General features: G+C 26.6%; 23 protein-coding genes, 1 tRNA gene and 1 riboswitch. Of the genes, 7 read left to right on the top strand and 17 right to left on the bottom strand.

Annotation, left to right across the window (positions count from 1 at the left end):
• Positions 1-16: 16 nt before the first annotated feature.
• The 3 genes from clpP to B5D11_RS05805 form a co-directional block, all read right to left on the bottom strand.
• Positions 17-601: an ATP-dependent Clp endopeptidase proteolytic subunit ClpP gene (gene clpP / locus B5D11_RS05795; RefSeq protein ID WP_078682100.1), complete on the bottom strand. Its 585-nt coding sequence runs from the start codon at positions 599-601 to the stop codon at positions 17-19.
• 84 nt (positions 602-685) lie between these two features.
• On the bottom strand, positions 686-1978 hold the full coding sequence (tig, locus tag B5D11_RS05800; protein WP_078682101.1) for a trigger factor: 1293 nt from the start codon (positions 1976-1978) through the stop codon (positions 686-688).
• Between the two features lie 226 nt (positions 1979-2204).
• The gene (locus tag B5D11_RS05805; RefSeq protein ID WP_078682102.1) at positions 2205-3032 is read right to left on the bottom strand and encodes a hypothetical protein; all 828 of its coding nucleotides are present in this window, start codon (positions 3030-3032) and stop codon (positions 2205-2207) included.
• Positions 3033-3411: 379 nt separating this feature from the next.
• Between B5D11_RS05805 and lepB the strand changes: the two genes are divergently transcribed.
• A complete protein-coding gene (gene lepB, locus B5D11_RS05810; RefSeq protein WP_078682103.1) occupies positions 3412-3972 on the top strand; it encodes a signal peptidase I in 561 nt (186 codons plus the stop codon).
• A 57-nt stretch (positions 3973-4029) separates the two neighbouring features.
• Here lepB and B5D11_RS05815 read toward each other — a convergent pair whose 3' ends face one another.
• The 4 genes from B5D11_RS05815 to tsaD form a co-directional block, all read right to left on the bottom strand.
• The gene (locus B5D11_RS05815; RefSeq protein WP_078682104.1) at positions 4030-4629 is read right to left on the bottom strand and encodes a manganese catalase family protein; all 600 of its coding nucleotides are present in this window, start codon (positions 4627-4629) and stop codon (positions 4030-4032) included.
• Between the two features lie 22 nt (positions 4630-4651).
• Complete coding sequence (locus tag B5D11_RS05820; RefSeq protein WP_078682105.1) at positions 4652-4924, bottom strand: spore coat protein CotJB; 273 nt, start codon at positions 4922-4924, stop codon at positions 4652-4654.
• Between the two features lie 17 nt (positions 4925-4941).
• Positions 4942-5226, bottom strand: coding sequence for a spore coat associated protein CotJA (locus tag B5D11_RS05825; protein ID WP_078682106.1), 285 nt, complete (start codon positions 5224-5226; stop codon positions 4942-4944).
• 161 nt (positions 5227-5387) lie between these two features.
• Positions 5388-6407, bottom strand: a complete 1020-nt coding sequence (gene tsaD / locus B5D11_RS05830; RefSeq protein ID WP_078682107.1) for a tRNA (adenosine(37)-N6)-threonylcarbamoyltransferase complex transferase subunit TsaD — start codon at positions 6405-6407, stop codon at positions 5388-5390.
• 99 nt (positions 6408-6506) lie between these two features.
• Here tsaD and B5D11_RS05835 point away from each other — a divergent pair, with 99 nt between their 5' ends.
• Positions 6507-7136 carry a RusA family crossover junction endodeoxyribonuclease gene (locus B5D11_RS05835; RefSeq protein ID WP_078682108.1) on the top strand — a complete coding sequence of 210 codons (630 nt, stop codon included), beginning with the start codon at positions 6507-6509 and terminating at the stop codon, positions 7134-7136.
• A 24-nt stretch (positions 7137-7160) separates the two neighbouring features.
• Here the strand turns inward: B5D11_RS05835 and B5D11_RS05840 are convergent, their stop codons facing one another.
• From B5D11_RS05840 to B5D11_RS05850, 3 genes are all read right to left on the bottom strand, one after another.
• Positions 7161-8432, bottom strand: coding sequence for an NAD(P)/FAD-dependent oxidoreductase (locus B5D11_RS05840; RefSeq protein WP_078682109.1), 1272 nt, complete (start codon positions 8430-8432; stop codon positions 7161-7163).
• A 128-nt stretch (positions 8433-8560) separates the two neighbouring features.
• A complete protein-coding gene (locus tag B5D11_RS05845; RefSeq protein WP_078682110.1) occupies positions 8561-8887 on the bottom strand; it encodes a DUF4870 domain-containing protein in 327 nt (108 codons plus the stop codon).
• A 79-nt stretch (positions 8888-8966) separates the two neighbouring features.
• A complete protein-coding gene (locus B5D11_RS05850; protein WP_078682111.1) occupies positions 8967-9179 on the bottom strand; it encodes a hypothetical protein in 213 nt (70 codons plus the stop codon).
• Positions 9180-9520: 341 nt separating this feature from the next.
• Between B5D11_RS05850 and B5D11_RS05855 the strand changes: the two genes are divergently transcribed.
• Positions 9521-9596 (top strand) — tRNA-Trp (locus B5D11_RS05855).
• 181 nt (positions 9597-9777) lie between these two features.
• On the opposite strand, the gene B5D11_RS05860 is transcribed toward B5D11_RS05855, so the two are convergent.
• Both B5D11_RS05860 and B5D11_RS05865 read right to left on the bottom strand, forming a co-directional pair.
• Positions 9778-10416 carry a restriction endonuclease gene (locus tag B5D11_RS05860; protein ID WP_078682112.1) on the bottom strand — a complete coding sequence of 213 codons (639 nt, stop codon included), beginning with the start codon at positions 10414-10416 and terminating at the stop codon, positions 9778-9780.
• A 341-nt stretch (positions 10417-10757) separates the two neighbouring features.
• A complete protein-coding gene (locus B5D11_RS05865; RefSeq protein ID WP_078682113.1) occupies positions 10758-11732 on the bottom strand; it encodes a metal ABC transporter substrate-binding protein in 975 nt (324 codons plus the stop codon).
• 203 nt (positions 11733-11935) lie between these two features.
• On the opposite strand from B5D11_RS05865, the gene tsaE reads away from it, so the two are divergent.
• From tsaE to rimI, 3 genes are read left to right on the top strand one after another with little or no spacing between them, the layout of a single operon-like run.
• Positions 11936-12394: a tRNA (adenosine(37)-N6)-threonylcarbamoyltransferase complex ATPase subunit type 1 TsaE gene (gene tsaE / locus B5D11_RS05870; RefSeq protein WP_078682114.1), complete on the top strand. Its 459-nt coding sequence runs from the start codon at positions 11936-11938 to the stop codon at positions 12392-12394.
• Positions 12391-13101, top strand: a complete 711-nt coding sequence (gene tsaB / locus B5D11_RS05875; RefSeq protein ID WP_078682115.1) for a tRNA (adenosine(37)-N6)-threonylcarbamoyltransferase complex dimerization subunit type 1 TsaB — start codon at positions 12391-12393, stop codon at positions 13099-13101. The genes tsaE and tsaB overlap by 4 nt, the downstream gene beginning before the upstream one ends.
• Positions 13094-13540, top strand: coding sequence for a ribosomal protein S18-alanine N-acetyltransferase (gene rimI, locus B5D11_RS05880; protein ID WP_078682116.1), 447 nt, complete (start codon positions 13094-13096; stop codon positions 13538-13540). The genes tsaB and rimI overlap by 8 nt, the downstream gene beginning before the upstream one ends.
• Before the next feature lie 48 nt (positions 13541-13588).
• Here rimI and B5D11_RS05885 read toward each other — a convergent pair whose 3' ends face one another.
• The 3 genes from B5D11_RS05885 to B5D11_RS05890 form a co-directional block, all read right to left on the bottom strand.
• Positions 13589-14221, bottom strand: coding sequence for an ECF transporter S component (locus B5D11_RS05885; RefSeq protein ID WP_078682117.1), 633 nt, complete (start codon positions 14219-14221; stop codon positions 13589-13591).
• Complete coding sequence (locus B5D11_RS12925; RefSeq protein ID WP_278320341.1) at positions 14221-14352, bottom strand: hypothetical protein; 132 nt, start codon at positions 14350-14352, stop codon at positions 14221-14223. The genes B5D11_RS05885 and B5D11_RS12925 overlap by 1 nt, the downstream gene beginning before the upstream one ends.
• Positions 14337-14465: riboswitch (FMN riboswitch) on the bottom strand. It overlaps the preceding gene by 16 nt.
• 73 nt (positions 14466-14538) lie before the next feature.
• Positions 14539-16698 carry a Tex family protein gene (locus B5D11_RS05890; protein WP_078682118.1) on the bottom strand — a complete coding sequence of 720 codons (2160 nt, stop codon included), beginning with the start codon at positions 16696-16698 and terminating at the stop codon, positions 14539-14541.
• A gap of 178 nt (positions 16699-16876) precedes the next feature.
• On the opposite strand from B5D11_RS05890, the gene B5D11_RS05895 reads away from it, so the two are divergent.
• Positions 16877-18226: a M28 family metallopeptidase gene (locus B5D11_RS05895; protein ID WP_242942251.1), complete on the top strand. Its 1350-nt coding sequence runs from the start codon at positions 16877-16879 to the stop codon at positions 18224-18226.
• 41 nt (positions 18227-18267) lie between these two features.
• Here B5D11_RS05895 and prfB read toward each other — a convergent pair.
• A protein-coding gene (prfB, locus tag B5D11_RS05900; protein ID WP_180376965.1) for a peptide chain release factor 2 occupies positions 18268-19390 on the bottom strand; the annotation gives its coding sequence in 2 pieces (ribosomal slippage) (positions 18268-19311 and positions 19313-19390; 1122 coding nt in all).
• Between the two features lie 143 nt (positions 19391-19533).
• Positions 19534-22038 carry a preprotein translocase subunit SecA gene (secA, locus tag B5D11_RS05905; protein WP_078682120.1) on the bottom strand — a complete coding sequence of 835 codons (2505 nt, stop codon included), beginning with the start codon at positions 22036-22038 and terminating at the stop codon, positions 19534-19536.
• Positions 22039-22152 lie beyond the last annotated feature (114 nt).

Here is a 22152-nt window from a genome sequence, read left to right on the forward strand (position 1 = left end):
TTTATTTCTTTTAAGTTTATTTCTTTTTAGTTATAACTTCGTCAATTAAACCATAAGCTGCTGCTTGCTCTGCTGTCATAAAATTATCTCTTTCAGTATCTTGTTCAACCTTTTCTAATGGCTGACCTGTTCTTTCAGATAATATTGTGTTTAATCTTTTCTTTATCTTTAAAATTCTATCTGCATGTATTCCTATATCAGTTGCTTGACCTTGGAAACCTCCTAAAGGTTGATGTATCATAATTTCACTATTAGGTAATGCAAATCTTTTACCCTTAGCACCAGCTGCTAAAAGAAAAGCTCCCATAGATGCTGCCATTCCTATACATATAGTAGAAACGTCTGGTTTTATATATTGCATTGTATCATATATTGCCATTCCTGCTGTTATAGATCCTCCTGGACTGTTTATGTAAAGATATATATCTTTATCAGGATCTTCTCCTTCAAGGAATAAAAGCTGAGCAACTACTAAGCTTGCAGTAACATCGTTTACCTCTTCACTAAGCATTATTATTCTATCTTTTAAAAGTCTAGAATAAATATCATAAGATCTTTCTCCTCTATTTGTTTGTTCAACAACTACTGGAACCAAACTCATAAAATCTCCTCCTTTTTATTTTTATGTAATATCTCTAATTATAATTAATTGCCAGATATATCTGGCAATTAACATCATTTTATTTTATGCAACAGCTTTGCTATTTTCTACTAATAGCTTTATAACTTTTTCATTCTTTAATTCATTAGATATGTAATCTTTCTGAACATCAAGAAGCATCTTAGCAGTTTTTTCAATATCATTTTCACCATATTGTTTAGCAATTTCTTCTGCTCTATTTTGAAGTTCTTCCTCAGTTACTTCAATATTTTCAATTTGGCTTATTTTTTCTAAAACTAAATCAGTTTTTACTCTCTTTTCAGCACTCTCTTTCATAAATTCTCTAATACTTTCTTCAGTGCTGTTTGTATATTCATAATATGTTTTAAGATCAAGTCCTTGATATCTTAATCTCATTTCTAAATCTCTAATCATATTATCTATTTCTTTATTTATCATAACTTCTGGAATATCTACAGAAGCATTATTAACTGCAGCATCTATAACTGCTTCTTCATATTCACGAGTTGCCCTTAAATCATTAGTTTCTTGAAGTTTCTTTCTTATATCAGCTTTTAATTCTTCTAATGTATCAAATTCTGATACTTCTTTAGCAAATTCATCATCTAATTCTGGAACTTCTTTTGTTTTTATTTCTTTTACAGTAACTTCAAAAACTGCAGGCTTACCATTTAATTCTTCTCTTCCATATTGTTCAGGGAAAGTTACATTTACATTTTTAGTTTCTCCTATAGCCATACCTACAAGCTGATCTTCAAAATTATCTATAAATGAACCTGAACCTATTTCTAGAGAATAATCTTTAGCTTCCCCTCCTTCAAAAGGAACACCATCAATAAAGCCTTTAAAATCTATAACAACTATATTACCTTTTTCTACAGTTCCTTCAGCCTTAGTTTCAATTCTAGCATTTTTTTCTGCCATAGATTTTAATTGAGCATCTACTTCTTCATCAGTAACAGGATATTCTACTTTCTTAACTTCTAATCCTTTATATTCTCCAAGTTCAACTTCAGGATATACTGTAACTTCAGCAGTGTATATAAAATCTTTCCCTTCTTCTATTTGAACTAAATCTATTTTTGGATAATCTACTGGTTTAATATCATTTTCCTTTATAGCTAAAGGATATGTTTCATCACAGCAAATGTTGATAGCATCTTCAAAAAATACGCCTTCTCCATAATATCTTTTTATGATATTTATTGGAGCTTTTCCTTTTCTAAATCCAGGTATATTAAATTTTTTTGCATTTTTAACATAAGATTTTTGAAGTGCTTCCTTGAATTTTTCAGCTTCTACGCTTACTTCAAGTTTTACAGTGTTCTTTTCTATTTTTTCCACTTTAACGTTCATTATACTTTTCCTCCTATAAATAAATTCACCGGAGCACATAAATGTGCTAATGCATTTTAACCATAATATTATACCATATATTCATAAATTTACAAACATTATAATAAAACAAAACAACATTATAATAAAATTCTTTAAATAAAAATTTATAAAAATAAGAACTTCTAGTATTTTATATTATATCTCAAATACTTGATATTTTACAAGAATTATTTTTATTAGAAATTTATTGGCTTATAATTATATTTCCATTATTCACCTTTACAAATTTTGATGTTCCATTATCCATTATTATCTCCAGTCCTTTATCTTGTATATCTCCAAATTTTAAATTTTCTCCTTTTATACTTGTTTTACTTTTATGACTATTTTTATTTTTAACATTTACTGTCCATAAATACTTTGTAGCTGAATTACGTATATATGGTAGCTGAGAAAAATATGCTATATTTTCATCATCTATAAATTTAGGCAAAGTACACCAAACATAATTAGGTCTTTTTTTAAGAACAGTATCTCTTTTATATGATTTATAACTCAAATCCGAAATATTCTCAACTTTTCCATCTATATTTATAAACCATATACCTTGAGAAATACCATCAAAAATAACTATACCTGTATTGGAAGGATTTAAATTAAATGAAATATTAGGATTATCAGTACTTATATGTTTAAATTTATTTGTTCCTTCACTATATTCATACACAGCTTTTAATTTTATTCCATTATCTAAAGTAATGTCATATGATTTTTCTTCAATTTCATCTTTTGAAGTTTTTTCCTCTGTATTTGCATTTTCTATGTTTATATTTTCTATATTTGTATTCTTTGTATTTTCTTTTTGCTGTGAAGATACTATTTCTTTGTTGTTTTTTTCAGTTTCATCTGTATTTTTTTGATTGTTATTAATTAAAATATTTTTCAAATTGCCTTTTAAACCAAATAAAACTCCAAATAATATTATAAAAATAATTATTGTTACAGTTATTTTTATTCTACGTCTTTTTTTATATTTTTCATATTCCTTACTAAAAATACTTGGTTTCCCCACTTTTAAATTCTCCTTCCCATTATCTATTGTATAACCTGTATATTATAACTATATAAGTCATATATTATTTCAACATAAATCATATATTATTTCAATCCATCCTTATTATACCTCAATAATATAAATCTTACTATAAATAATCTATATTACCTATCTATTTTAAATAATATTTAATAACATTTTCAATTAAATTTAATAATATTTATTAAATTTATATAACATAATAATCTTACAAAAAATCTTTTTATTAAATATTAACAATTATGTATAACTGAAGCAACACTATTTTATAATAACATAATTTGACATTCAATAAAAAAATTATTAAACTTATTTATAATGAATTCTTTATATGAATAAAAAATAACGGAGGCTTTTTATGAAAAATCAAAAGATAGAAAAAAATAAAAGTTTAAAAAATACTTTACTAGACTACGTTATTTCAATTGCTGCAGCTTTTATTATTGCCTTAACATTTAGAAGCTATGTTTTTGCTAGAGCTGATGTAGATGGTGAATCAATGATGTCAACTCTTTATGATAAAGATGTTATATTTGTGGAAAAAATAAGCAAATTAACTCATAATTTTAAAAAAGGTCAAATTGTAATTTTTAACTCGAAAAATTATAATGAAGATATATATGTAAAAAGAATAATTGCTACTTATGGTGATGAAATAGAAATAAAAAATGGAAAAGTATTTTTAAATGGTTTTGAACTTGAAGAACCTTATTTAGACAAAAACACTGTTACTAATCCAGGTCCATTTATGACAAAAAATAAAAAGTATAAATTAAAGGAAGATGAAATATTCGTCTTAGGAGATAATAGAGAAAATAGTGTAGATAGCAGAATTTTAGGGCCTATTAACATTAAAGATATAGAAGGACATGTGATATTTAGAATATATCCTTTTAATGAAATAAAAATTTTTAAATAAAGAACTTACAATATTTTATTACTGTAAGTTCTTTATTTATTATTTATTTCTTCATATTTATTTCATAAAATTTGGTTTTGGCATTACAAATAAGTTAGGTTCCTCAAGATAATCCTGAACTATTCTAAGTGCTTCTCCAAATCTTTGATAATGAACTACTTCTCTTTCTCTTAAAAATTTTAATGGTTCTATTACGTCTGGATCATCAGCCATATTTATCAGCCATTCATAAGTTGCTCTTGCTTTTTGTTCTGCTGCTAAATCTTCAGTAAGATCTACAATTGGATTACCCTTTACTTGTATATATGCTGCATTAAATGGAACTCCTGTTGGATTTGATGGATAAATCCCTTTATCATGATCTACATAATAGCTGTCTAATCCTGCTTTTTTTATTTCTTCTAAGCTTGCACCTTTAACTAATTGATTTACTATAGCTCCAACAATTTCTAAATGAGCTAATTCTTCTGTTCCAATATCATTTAGTGTTGCAATAGCTTCAGGCGTAACCATTGAAAATCTTTGACTTAAATATCTAAGTGAAGCCGCTAATTCCCCATCTGGACCGCCATATTGAGTAATTATTAATTTTGCCATGGCCGGATTGGGATTTTTTATTTTAACTGGATATTCAAGTATTTTATCATAATTCCACATAATATATCTCCTTCCTTTTACTTTACAGCTTATAATTTGCTTCATATTCCCAAGGCCATGGCTCTTCTATCCATTCCCAAGGATATGCACTAAGGGAGTCGTTTTGATTTATCATATCAAAAAGCTTATCATATTCACTTCTAAGAGTTTTTAGCTGCTTTACATAGCTATTTCGCTTTGCTAAAGCATTTTTATCCATAGGATGAGTATTAAGATAAAGCTGAAGATCTTCTAACATAAATTGTACTTGAGCGATTTGCTTTTTAAGTTCCATTTTATTTATATTTTCATTCATTACTGTGCCCTCCCCCCTTAGTCAAAATCTGGTTCATTATAATATTCTCTATTTTTTTTAACTTTTGATTTGTAAACAGCCTGTGGATCATAAGGCGCCTCAAATTTACTGTAAAGTTCTGGAAAGGCAGTCCCTCTTTTTAAAGCTTCTAAAGGCTTGAAAAGTTCGCATAAATTCTGATAAGGAACATATGCAGTAGCCAATCTTACATTTTTTATAACCATCTCCTGTGGTATACATTCCTGCATAGGAATACAAGGTTCATTATAAATCCCATCTTCGGGTTTTAGAATATAAGCCATATAATAATTTATCCTCCTTAAAAGTTACTCACATAGTTTTAATATATGTTTTATCAAAATATTTGCTACATAAAATTTTTTAAAAAAATAACTTATACATAAACCATAAAATATAGGTATATGTATAAGTTAAGTAACAATAAAATATTAATTGTATTTATCTATCTTTCTCCTAACTTAAGATTTGGTACTGCATTTAAATTTAAATCTGCAAATCTTCCATTTATATATTCAAAATATGCTGCACTTCCTATCATTGCGGCATTATCTGTGCAAAGTATTGGAGATGGAAATAACACTTTAATTCCTCTTTTATTTCCTTCTTTTATTAAAGTTTCTCTTAAAGTAGAATTTGAAGCTACTCCACCTGCTATTGCTATTTTATCTACTTTTTTTATTTTGCAGGTTTTAATTGCATTATCTACAAGAACATCTATTAATGCCTTTTGAAAAGATGCTGCAACGTCTGCTTTATTTATTTTTTCTCCTTTCATCTCCATATTATTTAAATAATTTAAAACAGCTGATTTTAGTCCACTAAAAGAGAAATCTAATGTTTCATCATGAAAATTAGCTCTTGGAAATTTTATTGCATCTGGATTCCCTTCTTTTGAAAGTTTATCTATTTTAGGCCCTCCAGGATAGCCAAGTCCTATGGCTCTTGCTACTTTATCATAAGCTTCACCTGCTGCATCATCTCTAGTTTCTCCAATTACTTCAAATACCCCATAATCTTTCATATATACAATAAAAGTATGTCCACCAGAAACTACAAGACATATAAAAGGCGGCTCTAAATCTTTATGCTCAATAAAATTTGCACAAATATGTCCTTCAATATGATTTACTCCTATTAATGGTTTGTCTATAGCATATGCTAAAGATTTTGCATACTGCATACCTACTAATAATGCTCCTACAAGTCCTGGACCATAAGTTACACCTATAGCATCTATATCTTTTAAAGTTAAATCAGCCTTATCTAAAGCTTCTTTAACAACACTGCTTATAACTTCAATATGCTTTCTTGAAGCTACTTCGGGTACAACTCCTCCAAATTTTTTATGTATGTCTATCTGTGATGCGATAATATTAGATAAAACTTCACGACCATTAACGACAACTGCTGCTGCTGTTTCATCGCAGCTAGATTCTATAGCAAGTATTTTTATATTTTCCATAACATTACCTTCCTACTTAAAAATCTATGATAAACTTTATTATACACAAAAATCTATGTTATAATCAATTATGTATAATTAAAAAAGAAGGAGTTAATTATGTCTGATACTTATGCAAAAGTTATAGTAAAAGGTTCTCCAATTTCAAAATCTAATTTTAAACTTTTTAATATAAAAGGAAGAGCCATACTTCCATATAATTCTGGGAAATATCATGATAGGTATGCTTTATATGAAGAAGAAATAGCTTATGAAGCAAGAGCACAAAATCCAAATACTATATTAAATGAAGCATTAATTGCTGTTCTTAAGGTATATTACAAAAGTCAAAAAAGGCATCCTGATACAAATAATATAACAAAAAGTATTTTTGATGGTATAGAAAAGAGCGGACTTATAGTTAATGATGCTCAAATAAGAAAACTTATTATAGAAGAATTTTATGATAATAAATTCCCGCGTTTTGAATTAGAGCTTTTTGCTGAAAGTTCTTATTGTATGAATTACAATATATCTCCAAAAAAAGTTAAAGATACTCCCGTAATTTACGAACCACCAAGCAATAAAAAAAACTTATACATAAAAAATACTAAAGCAAAAACACATTCTAAAAATAGTACAAACACCATATGTCAAATATGCAATAAATCTATAAATAAAGAAAATTCTATAAGTGCAAACAATGGCAAAATAATAATTTGTAAAGATTGCTTTACAAAATTATTTTAATTAAAGTAAAAACAGAGGGTAAATTTATTCCTCTGTTTTTATATCTTCTAATTTTATTGTAATTTTATAACAATCTTTCTTATTTTTTAAAATATCTTTTGGAATTTTTATAGTTTCTATTTTACTTGGAATCATTTTATCTTTATTAATTTTTACTTCTAATTCATTATCAAAATACACATTAATAGATTTTTTTTCATAAGGCTTATTTATTCTAAATTTTATATTTAAATAATTTTCTATATTATTTAAATTGATAAAATTAGGCACAGCATAACTTATACCATCTGCACATATTATTTCAATATTTTTTTCATTGTATCTTTTCCCAAATATATAATAAGCTGCATTTATTCCTGCTTGAAAAGCTTCATCTACTATATCACTAGCTGAATCGTGTAAATACAATACATTACCACATGCAAATATACCATCTAAGTTTGTATGCATGCTTTCATCTATTTCAGGTCCTTTTGTTGAATTTAAAATTGTTACTCCAGCTTTCCTTGAAATTTCATTTTCGGGAAGTAAATCCACAGAAAGTACTAAAGTATCACAAGCTATATATTCCTCTGTCCCAGGAATAGGAACTTTTTTTTCATCAACTTCTGATATTGTTACTCCTTCTACTCTATCTTTACCATTTATATCTACTACTGTATGATTAAATTTAATAGGTATATTAAAATCAGTTAAACACTCTTTTATATCTTCTTCTTTACAATTTGGATAAGACATAAGTTCTATTACTGATTTAACATTCCCTCCTTCTATAGTCATTCTTCTTGCCATAGCAACTCCTATATGTCCTGAGCCTAATATTACTATTTCTTTCCCTGGCAAGTAACCTTCTAAGTTTATAATCTTTTGTGCTGAACCAGCTGTAATTATACCTGCAAGTTTACTTCCCGGCACATTTATTGCTCCTCTTGGTTTTTCCCTGCTCCCCATAGCTAATATTACTGCTTTTGCTTTATAAAATTCTATTCCATCTTCGCTTACAACCTTTATTTCTTTATTCCCATTTAATTCTATAACAGCAGAATTACATTTATATTCAATTTTAAGTTCTTTTATTCTTTCAATAAATTTATATACATACTCTGTACCTGTAAAAAATTCATATTCCTGCTCTTTATCTCCAAATCCAGTATGTATGCATTGATTTAATGCCCCACCTAAAACTTCTTCTCTTTCTAATATCAAAACTTTTTTTACTCCTTGTTCTCTTGCTCCTATAGCTGCTGAAAGCCCAGCTATACCACCACCAATAATTATTACATCGTATTCAACCATAAATTAATCCTCCTTGTAAGGCTGCAAGATGCAAATACTAACATATATCGAAGTATATTTTACCATAGTAAATTTTTTTATCCTATATTTTTAATAAAAAAAAAGCCAAAAATTTGGCTCTTTATAATCTAAATGTTTCTTGCCCATTTGCTTGATACAGGGTAGCTATAATCTTTGCCATTTAAAACATTTACTATAGCAATTATAGGAAATACAATACCTGCTATACTAAAACCTATAATTCCAATAATTCCTATAAAAATTATTGTAAGTATACCTGATGCTATTAATGACAAAATAATTAAAATTTGAAACATAAGTGCTTCTTTTGCTTGAGTTTTAACATAATCATCTTTTGAAATAAGCATTACTATAAGTGGAATAATTATAGGTGCTCCAAAAAAAATACCTCCATGGCAAATAGCAGCCAAAATTTTTTGTTCAGTAGTAAGCATTTAAATCCTTAAATCCTCCTTAAAATTAATCTTTATATAGCATATTCATTTTATTGTAAATCTGATAATAAGTATATAATTATTTTTTGTTTAAAAGTTCTTTCATTCCAAATTTAATCAATATAAATGAAATTACAAATGGAAAAAATTTATATAGTAAAGGATTTAAAAGGCTTTGTGCATTTTTAGCATTATAATAATCTTTTATAATAGATACAACAGTAACAACGAAAATTATAATTCCACAAATAAAAAAAATTAAAGAATGTTTTTTTAAAATACTCTTTTTCATAAGTACACTCCTTTGAATACGCTATATAACATTCTACTATATATTCTATAATTTTATTATACAATGTTTAGATATCTTTTTCAAAAATATCTAAACCATTTTAAAAAATTTCTTGAAAATTTTATACTATTAGTGCCAGTAAAACTGGTATCTTTTTAATTATTTTTTTCCAGTTATCAAGATAAATTGTGATACATTATGACATTATCATAAATCAATCATAAAAATCAACAGAATTTTAAAAATTATGCTTGACTGATTAAGCTTTCTGCTTTATAATATTTTTTGTCGGTAATCGTTACAGTAGAAATACTGAAAAACGACAAAACATTAATAAATAAAGGGGTATAGCTCAATTGGTAGAGTAGCGGTCTCCAAAACCGTTGGTTGCGGGTTCGATTCCTGCTGCCCCTGCCAAAGTAACTAGAAACATAAAAAAAGAGTTTTAGTATATTTTAGTGTATACTAAAACTCTTTTTTATTTTACTTTAAAACAACTTCAATCCATTGGTGTTATGAAGAAAATTTAACTACTTTAATCTGTTGTTTAGATAATTACCTATTAAAAGGTTATTTGAATAGATATTGTTAATACTTTTTAATTTATGGCTAAATCAGTTTCATCTTTAATATTAATAATTTCATTAAAAATTTCATCACTATTGATTTCTCTAATCATATTAATTAATTCACTAAATATTATAAACTCCAATTGTAAATCAGTGTTTTTTTCAATATTTTTTAAATATTCCCATGCATTTTTATTAATACTTCCTGTAGTAACTATAATTCCTTTTTTTATGCCATCACCAACCATAGCTCCAACTAACTTTTGGCATATTTCTCTACCTATTTCAAATGTATCATATTCACCATTACCATCATTGTATCTTTTACACTCTACATATGTATCTCCATTTAATATAATATCTTTACCTCCATCACAAGAAGCTTTAGTTAGTTCAACACTTTCGTACTTTCCAGATTTTTTAAATAACCATGCACAAAATTTTTCAAATTCTCTACCTGTCATATTTTTTATTAAATTTTCTGCTATTTTTAAATCAATTTCACTTAATGAATTATATTCTTTAAATGAATTATGATCTTTAAATATAAATTTAAAGATTTTTACTATTATTAATTTAATCCATTCATATGATAATATTGCCAATATAAAAATAAAAAACATTTCTCCATAATTTACATCTAATAATTTTAAAATAATTTCTCCCATAAAAAATCACCTCATATAAATTATTGGCACAATATATATTTTTATACTTATTTGAATAATATATAAATTTATTAATAATTATGTTTATATATTTTCATAATTTTGTCAATAATTTAATTGAGGTGATTTCATGAATATAAAAAAATTAACTAAAAATATTGCTAAAATATATTTTTCCATAAGTGTGATTACATTAATTTTATTTTTTTTATTAATTTTATTTACTCCTAAAATTTTAAACTGGATTTTGTTTAAATAAAAAATTAAAATTTCCATGATTTTTAAAAATCGTGGAAATTTTAATTTTTATGAAATATCCAATAAAATTTCATATTAAGAATTTACTGATTTACATCTGCTTTTTTACTTTCTTCTTTTAATTGTATATTTTGAAGTAAAGTTTCTAAATTTTTTAAATTATACTTTAACATATCCTTATAATTTATGTCATCTTTATAAGATATAATATTTAAAGTATTAATATTATACTTTTTTATAAGAAAATCATTTGCTTTTAGTTTTTCTTCATTGTCATACAAAAATATAATATTGTTATTCCCTTTAATTTTCTCCTCTAAATCAGAAATTTTTTTCTTATCTTCTTCTGTAAGTACTAAACCATAATTATATAATTTTAAGCTGTTAAGTCCATAATTTTTTATAAAATAATCAAGTTCATCACCATCTACTATGAATGTATAGTCTTTTAATTGTTCAGTAATATTTTTTAATTCTTTTTCATATCCATCAATTTCTTTTATTAAATCATTAAAATTCTTCTCATATATATCTCTATTTTTTGTATCCTTATCTTGTAATGCATTTTTAATATTAAGCATTGCTATTTTATAATTTTCTGTATTTGACCAAAAATATGGATTATCATTTATAGTTTTATCTTTATATAAAATTCCACGCTCTAATTGTATTATTTTAACACCTCTTGATATATTAACAGGAGCAACCTTATTTTTATTTAGCTCATTTATAAAATTTTCAATCCATGGTTCCATTGCATTCCCAAAATAAAAGAATATATCTTTTTTACTTATATAATCTAAATTTTCTTTTGAATAATTAAAATTAAAAAGTTCATCCTTATTAGTAAACATATATTCTATATTGTTTTTATCTTTTGATATATCTTTAACCATATTATAAAGAAACTTATTAGTTGTTACTATATTTAATGGAATTTGTTCTTCATTTTTATTCTCTGATTTTATATAAGGTTTAGTTTCTTTAGATTGGACAGTACAAGATACAAATATAAATACAAAAGATAAAATAAATATGCCTATTATATTTTTTTTCAATTTATACACCTCTGTATTATTATAATATGGTATTTACTATATATATTTTACATAATATATATGTTAAGTGCAAACTAAACTTTCTATATATTTAATTCCCATGTTTAATATTATAATAATAGTTTATTATATAATTGCCTTTTTTATTTATGTGTATTAATATAAAAATATATGTTTATGTAAAAACTTAGGAGTGAAAATTTATGGAATTTATTGTAGATAGTGTTGAAAAAACTATTGCTCTGGGTGAAAAAATTGGAAAACTTGTAAATTCTCAAGATATTATATGTTTAATAGGTGAACTTGGAACAGGTAAAACTCATATAACAAAAGGAATAGCAAAAGGTTTAGGTATAAAAGAACATATTACAAGTCCTACATTTAATATAGTAAATGAATATTATGGAAGATTAAAACTTTATCATTTTGATGTATATAGAGTTAATGATCCTGATGAAATATATGCTATTGGCTTTGATGAATATATATTTTCAGATGGAGTAAGTATAATAGAATGGGCTAACTATATAGAAGAACTCATCCCAAAGGAATATTTAAAAATTACTATAGAAAAACTCCCTAATTTAGGTGAAAATTATAGAAAAATAACTTTAGACGCATATGGAGATAGATATAATTATATAAAGGAGATTAGTTTATGATAGTATTAAGTATAGATTCCTCAACAGAATGTGCTAGTTGTGCACTTGTAAGTGATGAAAAGCTTATTGGAGAAATAAATTACAATAGCAAAAAACAGCATTCTATAATATTAATGCCAATGGTGGATAAACTTCTTAAAGATTTTAAATTAACTTTAGAAGACATAGATGGATTTGTAGTTTCAAAAGGACCTGGTTCTTTTACAGGCCTTAGAATAGGTATGTCTATGGTGAAAGGGTTAAGTCAAGGAACTAATAAACCTTTTGTTTCTATATCCTCACTTGATGCACTTGCTTTTAATTTTCCTTGTAGTAATTCTATTGTTTGTCCTATATTAGATGCACTTAGAGATAACGTATATACAGCTTTATATTATTTTAATGATGGAAATTTAAATAAACTTACAGATTATATGACACTTTATATAGATGATTTAATAGAAATGATAAAAAAATATAATAGTCCAGTTATATTTGTAGGAGATGCTGTACCTAAATTTAAGGATAAACTTGCAAATAATATCTTAAATACCTATTTTGCACCTAATCATCTTAATGTAGTTAAGGCTTCTTCATTAGGAGAATTAGGCATAAAAAAACTTTTAAACAAAGAATACGATAATCTTTATACTTCTGTACCAATATATTTAAGAAAGCCTCAAGCTGAAAGAGAGTATGAAAAGAAGATGAGTATAAAAAATGAATAAAATAGAAATTGTACCTTTTAACGAAAATTATATAAATGATATTTTTAAAATAAGTACTATGAGTTTTACAACCTCTTGGAGCTATGAATCAATAAAAGAAGAATTAAATAATAAATTTGCTAAATATGTAGTGGCAAAAATAAATGATATAGTAATAGGTTTTGGAGGAGTATGGCTTATATTAGATGAAGGACATATAACAAATATTGCAGTTCATCCTGAGTATAGAGGTATAGGAGCTGGTGATATGATTGTTGAAGCTTTAATTGAACTTTGTAAATTAGAAGGAATAAAATCTATGACTTTAGAAGTTAGAGCTTCAAATATAATAGCACAAAATTTATATAAAAAACATGGTTTTATAGAAGCTGGTATAAGAAAAAATTATTATTCTGATACTAAAGAAGATGGAATTATAATGTGGAAATATAATTTATAATTTAAAAGGCAACTTGTAAATTTACAAATTGCCTTTTAAATTATAATTTTATATTTCATTATATTTTTCTTTTTTGGCTGAAAAATCAGTATTTTTATGAAGTACTGGAGATAAACCTTTATATAAAGGTGTTGTAATGACTGCAATTACTATACCTTTTAAAATATTAAAAGGAACTATTGACCATATTATAAGAGTTTTTAAATCTGTAACCTTTGGATTAATTGCTTTTGCCATATCTATAATAGCTTGAAGTCCAAATCCTCCTGCTGTTGCATAAAAAGGTATTAATATAAAATAATTAAATAATGCAGCAGTTATTGTCATAGCAATGTTCCCAAGAATCATACCAAATATGGCATTTTTCTTTGATTTGTGTCTTTTGTATATATATCCTGATGTAAATACAAAAGCTGAACCTACTAAAAAATTCGCAAGTTCTCCAATCCACATTGTTTTTGAACCTGTTATAGCACCATTTAATATATTTTTTAATAATTCAATTATTACACCTTCTACTGGACCTAATGCAAAAGCTCCAATTAATGCTGGAATATCACTTAAATCAATTTCTAAAAAAGATGGAAAAATTGGTAATTTAAAACTAAACATCATAATTACAAATGATATAGCCCCTAAAAATGAAATTTTTACTAATGTGTTTATATTTTTGTTCTTCATTAAAGTCCCCTCCTTATAATATTATTTTGTATATTTGTATAATTTAATTCACAATAAAAAGCCCTGACAAAACTGTCAGGGCAAACAAGCTTATAAATTAAATATATTTCTAAATATATTTCTTCTTTCATCCAGACTTTACTGTCGGCTTCGGAGTTACACCGAATCTGCCATAAAATGGCTCGCGGGCTATACCGCCGGTCGGGAATCCTAATTTCTTAGTCACCCTGCCCTGAAGATTATAATTATTAAATTTTATAAAAAAATTATATAACAATTTCATACATAAAGCAAGTATTATAAAAAATTTTTAATAATTATTCTTTTTTCATACTAAGGGATATTCTTTTTCTCTTTTCATCTACGTCTATAACTTTAACCTCTACTATATCTCCAACTTTAACAATATCTAAAGGATGTCTTACAAATTTATCTGACATTTGGCTTTTATGTACAAGTCCATCTTGATGAACTCCTATATCTACAAATGCTCCAAAATCAGCTACATTTCTTACTGTACCCATAAGTACCATTCCTGGTTTAAGTTGAGTTATATCTATAACCCCTGTTTTAAATATAGGTTTAGGAAGCTCTTCTCTTGGATCTCTTCCTGGTTTTTTTATTTCTTTAACTATATCTTTTAATGTAGGAATACCTATACCTAATTTTTTAGCTAAAGAATCTATTCCTTTTTCATTAATTCTTTCATCTATATCATAAAGCCTTGAATTTTTTAAATCATCTAAAGTATAACCTAAAATATTTAAAAGCTCTTTAGCGGCTTTATATGATTCAGGATGAACAGATGTATTATCTAAAGGTTCATCACTTTCCATAACCCTTAAAAATCCTGCACATTGTTCAAAAGCCTTTTCTCCAAGCCTTTTTACTTTTAAAAGCTCTTTTCTATTTTTAAATTTCCCATTTTCTTCTCTGTATGCAACTATATTTGAAGCTATTGTTGAGTTTATACCAGATATATAAGATAAAAGTGATGGTGTAGCTACATTTAAATCAACTCCAACAGAATTAACACAATCTTCTACTACCCCTCTTAATGATTCATCTAATTTTTTAGGACTTACATCATGCTGGTATTGTCCTACTCCTATAGATTTGGGATCAATTTTTACAAGTTCTGCTAAAGGATCTTGTAATCTTCTAGCTATAGATATAGCACCTCTTATAGAAACATTAACTTCAGGATATTCTTTAGATGCAAGTTCAGATGCTGAATAAACAGAAGCTCCTGCTTCACTTACTATTACATAATAAATTTCTTTACCTGATTCTTCTTTAACTTCTTTAATAAGTCTTGAAAGTACTTCTTCTGATTCTCTGCTAGCTGTTCCATTGCCTAAAGATATAACATCTACATTATATTTATAAATTAATTCTTTAAGTTTTTTTATAGAACCTTCTATATCGTTTTGAGGTTCAGTAGCATAAACTGTTGCCTGATCTAAAAATTTTCCCGTATCATCTAAAACTGCTATCTTACATCCAGTTCTAAATCCAGGATCATATCCTAAAACAACTTTTCCTTTTATTGGAGGCTGCATAAGAAGTGATTTTAAATTAGCCTTAAATATTTCTATTGCTCCATTTTCTCCTTTTTCAGTTAAGTCTGCTCTTATTTCTCTTTCAATAGAAGGATATATAAGTCTTTTAACAGCATCTTTTATAGCCTCTGCAATATAATAGTCTGTTTCTTTATTTTCTTTTAAACATTTTATATTTAAATATTGTATTATTTTATCATTATCTACAGTAATTTTAACTGATAATATTTTTTCTTTTTCTCCTCTGTTAATAGCAAGAATTCTATGAGGTGGAATTGATTTTACAGCTTCACTATAATTATAATACATTTCATAAGGTGTAGGTTCCTCTGAGCTTCCATTAGTTTCAATTATACCTTCACGAAAAACTAAACTTCTTATCCATTTTCTATAATCAGCTACATCTGATATCATTTCACTTATAATATCCATAGCTCCCTTTAAAGCTTCTTCTTCATTTTTAACTTCCTTTTCTTCATTTATAAAAGTTTTAGCATATTCTTTAATATCTCCACTAAATTCACCATTAAATATTGTTTCTGCTAAAGGCTTTAAACCTTTTTCTACAGCTATAGTGGCTCTTGTTCTTTTCTTAGGTTTAAATGGTCTATATATGTCTTCAACTTCTGTAAGAGTTTCTGCTGCCTCTATATTAGCTTTTATTTCTTCAGTCATATTACCTTGCTCTTCTATAAGTCTTTCAACATCTTTTTTTCTATCTTCAAGATTTCTAAGATATGTAAGTCTTTCTGAAAGATTTCTAAGTGTTATGTCATCAAGACCTCCAGTAACTTCTTTTCTATATCTTGCAATAAAAGGGACTGTATTGCCTCCATCTAAAAGTTCTATGAAATTTTCCACTTGCTTTATTTTTAAATTAAATTCTTGAGCAAGTCTATTTGAAATATTTCCCATAATATTATTTGTACCTTCTTTCTTTAAATTGTTACATTAAATGGTAAAATAGTATACTCTATACTATATTATTTTACAAAACTATCCTGCAAATTAAAAGATAAAATTTAACTTTAGTTATATAAAATTATAAAAGTTCATATTATTTATAGATAGTAATAATATAAAGGAGTACAAAGTGAAAAAAAATATAACTGCATTTATGATAATAATATCAATATTATTATTAACTTATAGTATAAATATTTTTAATAGAATTTATAGTTTTAACCATACAATAGTAAAAAATAACATAAATTATTTATCTTCCGACTATTTTAAAGGAAGACTTGCAGGGAGTCTTGAAAATTTAGAAGCTGCTACATACATAAAAAATGAGTTTAAAGAAATTGGTTTACTACCTTTTAATAATGATTACTATGATCCATTTGATTCAATTTATCCTCAAAAATTAAATCAAGATCCATACTTTAAAATATTAGATAAAAAAGGATCTTTGGTAAAAGAATATAAATACGGTGTAGATTATAAAGAAGAAATGTTAAGCTTTAAAAAAAACCATATAGTTTTTAGTAATAAAGACTATATTAAAGAAGGAAATGAAGCTTTACAAGTTATAAAAGGAAATAATAGTTTTTTATTCTTTGTACCTCAAGGAGAGGACCTTAGTTTTAGAAGTTCTTTTATGGCTTTTGAACCTTCTTCTCAAGATATGTATATAATGCTTTCTAAAAATGCACTAAAAGAAGTAAAAAATTATTTATCTAAAGAATATACAATTTCATGTTTTATACCTTTTGAAGTAAAAGAAACAAAATTAAATAATGTTACAGGCTATATTAAAGGGAAAAACTCTAGCCTTCCACCCATTATAATATCTGCTCATTTTGATCATGTAGGTTCTGATGCAAAAGGAACAGTATATAATGGTGCTCTTGATAATGCATCTGGTACTGCATTTTTACTTGAATTAAGTAAATATATATATTCTTTAGGAACTCCAGAGAGAGATATAATTTTTGTAGCCTTTAATGCTGAAGAATTTGGGCTTTTAGGTTCTAAACATTTTGTTGAAAAATACTTAAATGAAATTCAAGGAGCAAAAGTTTATAATTTTGATATGATTGGCAGCAGTTCTGTACCATTAAATATAATGGGAGGTAAAGATGATTCTGATAATACAAAATTTGTTCGTTCTATAGTTTCTACACTAAATAAAGAAAAAATAAATTACAATCTTACATTTGAACCTTCCAGCGATCACGAATTTTTTAGAAAAAATGGAATTGATGCTGTAACTTTCTGTGACAGTGATATGTCTAGAATTCATACTCCAAAAGATGATGCTCAATATATAGAAGTTTCAGCTATTGATAGAGCTTTTAATGTAATTTCTAAAGAAATAATAAAAGAAGGATTTGATAACAATATTTTTCTTATATATTATAAAGATATTATTATATTTTCATCATCAACGTTAATTTTGTTTATTTTTATATATCATCGTATAAATAGCTCAAAAGAATAAAATAAAGCAGCAGTTTAAATTCACTAACTGCTGCTTTATTTTTATATATCTAATTTACCATTACTGCTTTGCTTTAAATATTCTTTGATAAATAAATCTATTTCTCCATTCATTACACTTTCTATATTCCCATCTTCTATTCCAGTCCTATGATCTTTTACTAATGTATAAGGATGAAAAACATAAGAACGTATCTGGCTGCCCCACCCTATATTTTTAAGTTCTCCTGTTAAATCTTCTATCTTTTCTTTATGTGCTCTTTCTTTTAAATCTATAAGTTTTGCTTTAAGCATTTTTAAAGCTGTTTCTCTATTGCTATGCTGACTTCTTTCGCTTTGACATTGAACTACTATTCCTGTAGGTATATGAGTTATTCTTATTGCTGATTCTGTTTTATTTACATACTGTCCTCCTGCTCCACCAGCACGATAAGTATCTACTTTTAAATCTTCAGGTCTTATTTCAATATCTTGATCTTCGGTAAGTTCAGGAAGAACTTCAACAGAAGCAAAGGATGTTTGCCTCTTTCCATTTGCATTAAAAGGCGAAATTCTAACTAATCTGTGTATTCCCTTTTCTGCTTTAAGATATCCGTAAGCAAATTCTCCTTCTACCCTTATAGTTACTCCTTTAATACCAGCTTCATCTCCACTTTCATAATCTAAAGTTTCAATTTTATAGCCTTTATTATAACACCATCTTGTATACATTCTTAAAAGCATTTCTGTCCAATCTTGTGCATCTGTTCCTCCTGCTCCAGCATGAAGAGTTAAAATAGCATTATCTTTATCATAATCACCAGAAAGCATAGTTTGTATTTTAAATTCCTCTATTTCTTTTTTTATGTTTTTAATATTTGTTATTATCTCTTTTTTTATTTCTAAATCTTCTTCATCTTTAGAAAGCTCTATTAAAACTTCTATATCTTCTAATTCACTTTCTAATTTTTTATATTTATCTAATTTATCTTTAAGGATTTTTGCCTCTTGAGTTATACTTTGGGCTGTTTTTAAATCATCCCAAAAATTCTTTTCCTGCATTTTATTTTCAAGCTCATTTATTTTTTTTTCTAAAGTTTCTAAGTCAAAGAGACCCCCTAATCTCATTTAATTCTATTTTTAGATTTCCTAAAGAATTTATTGCTTCATCAAATTCTGAAAACATACATATCACTCTCCATTTTATTTTGCAAATTGAAATAAATATAAGTTATATGAAAATTAGCTGCAATATATGAAATATGTAAACTAATATATTTCATGTATTGCAGCAATAAATTTCGTAACAGTTTTTATATTAAAAATATTTTAAGCTAATCTTCCGCAGCAATTTTTGTATTTCTTCCCAGATCCACAAGGGCATGGGTCATTTCTGCCAATTTTTTTATCTTTTTTTATAGGCTGCTTTGGAAGAGATTGTTCAGCATTTGTACTAGTTTCAACAGCTACTTTTTCTCTTTCAGGTGCTTTTTCAATTTGAACGTGGAAAAGATATTTAACAGTATCAAGCTTTATGTTATAAATCATTTCATTAAACATTTCGCTTCCTTCAAATTGATAAGCCTGAACAGGATCTTGCTGCTTATATGCTCTAAGACCAATTCCTTGTTTTAAATGATCCATATTATCTATGTGGTCCATCCACTTACTATCTACTACTCTAAGAAGAATAACTCTTTCTATTTCACGCATTTGTTCTGGAGTAAATTCTTCTTCTTTCTTTTTATATATATCTAATGCTATTTCTATAAGTTTTTCTTTAATTGCTTCATTCCCCATATCTTTAAGTTCTTCTATAGAAATAAAGCTTTTAGGAATACAAATTTCATCTAAATAAGCAATAAGCTTTGATAAATCATCTTCAAATTCTTCTTCAATTCCAGAAATATGAGAATCAACTGCAGAATTTATAACATCTTTTATCATATCTTGAATTTGTTCTTTTAAGTTTTCCCCTTCAAGAACTTGTGAACGCTGTTTATAAATAATTTCTCTTTGAGTATTCATTACATCGTCATAGCCTAAAAGAGTTTTTCTTATATCAAAATTATTACCTTCTACTTTCTTTTGAGCATTTTCTATAGCAGAAGAAACCATTTTACTTTCAATTGCTTCATCATCTTGAAGGCCAAGTCTTTCTACCATACTTTGAAGCCTTTCTGAGCCAAATATTCTCATTAAGTCATCTTCTAAAGATACGTAAAATCTTGATTCTCCTGGATCTCCTTGACGTCCAGAACGTCCTCTAAGCTGATTATCTATACGTCTAGATTCATGTCTTTCTGTTCCTATAATCTTAAGTCCTCCAAGTTCTGTAACACCTTCTCCAAGTTTAATATCAGTACCACGGCCTGCCATATTAGTAGCTATTGTTACCATTCCTTTTTCTCCGGCATGAGATATAATTTCAGCTTCTAATTCATGAAATTTAGCATTTAATACTTGGTGAGGTATTCCTTTCTTTTTAAGCATAGAAGAAACAAGCTCTGATTTCTCTATACTTACTGTACCTACAAGTACTGGCTGACCTTTTTTGTAAGTTTCTTCTATTTCTTTAACTACAGCATTGAACTTACCTTTTTCTGTTTTATAAACTAAATCAGGATGATCTATTCTTATCATAGGCTTATTAGTAGGTATAACAACTACATCAAGACCATATATTTCTCTAAATTCTGTTTCCTCTGTAAGAGCAGTACCTGTCATACCAGAAAGTTTTTGGTACATTCTAAAATAATTTTGAAATGTTATAGTTGCTAAAGTTTTAGATTCCTTTTGAACTTTTACTCCCTCTTTAGCTTCTATTGCTTGATGAAGTCCATCACTGTATCTTCTTCCTTCCATAAGTCTTCCGGTAAATTCATCTACAATAACAATTTCTCCATCTTTTACAATATAATCTTTATCACGTTTCATATGATAATTAGCTTTAAGTGCTTGAACTACGTGATGTTGAATTTCCATATTAGAAGCATCTGTATAATTGTCAAGTCCAAAAAACTTTTCAGCCTTTAAAACACCTTCGTCTGTAAGCATAACTGCTCCAGCTTTTTCATCTACAGTAAAATCTTTATCCTTTAATAAAGTTTTTACAAACATATCTGCAATTCTATAAAATTCTGTAGATTTATCTCCTTCTCCAGAAATTATAAGAGGAGTTCTTGCTTCGTCAATTAATATAGAGTCAACTTCATCCACAATAGCAAAATTAAGACCCCTTTGAACTCTTTCTTCTTTATAAATTACCATATTATCTCTAAGATAATCAAAACCAAATTCGTTGTTTGTACCATAAGTTATATCTGAATTATAAGCTTCTCTTCTTTGTTCATTATTTAAATCATGAAGTATTACTCCAACACTTAAACCTAAAAATTCATAAATTTTTCCCATCCATTCTCTATCTCTTTTAGCAAGATAGTCATTAACGGTAACTATATGAACACCTTTTCCTGAAAGAGCATTTAAATAAGCAGGTAAAGTAGCTACTAAAGTTTTTCCTTCACCAGTTTTCATTTCTGCTATTCTTCCTTGATGAAGTACAATTCCTCCAATAAGCTGCACTCTATAATGTTTCATGCCTAAAGTTCTCCAAGCTGCTTCTCTGCATACTGCAAAAGCTTCAGGGAGAATATCGTCTAAAGTTTCACCATTTTTTAGTCTATTTTTAAATTCTTCTGTCTTTCCTCTAAGTTCTTCATCGCTAAGACGCTGCATATCTCCTTCCAAAGATTCTATTTTATCAACAATTGGAAGTATTTTTTTCACTTGTCTTTCACTATAACTTCCAAATATTTTGTTTATTAATCCCATAATTTTTCATCCTCACTATCTTATTCAAATTAAAACAAACATTTATACTTAATAGATTATATCATCTAATTAAATTCCATTCAACTTTTTACAATTATTTAAATTATTTTGTTA

Source organism: Clostridium sp. USBA 49, assembly GCF_900167505.1.
Classification (GTDB): domain Bacteria; phylum Bacillota; class Clostridia; order Clostridiales; family Clostridiaceae; genus Clostridium_AT; species Clostridium_AT prolinivorans.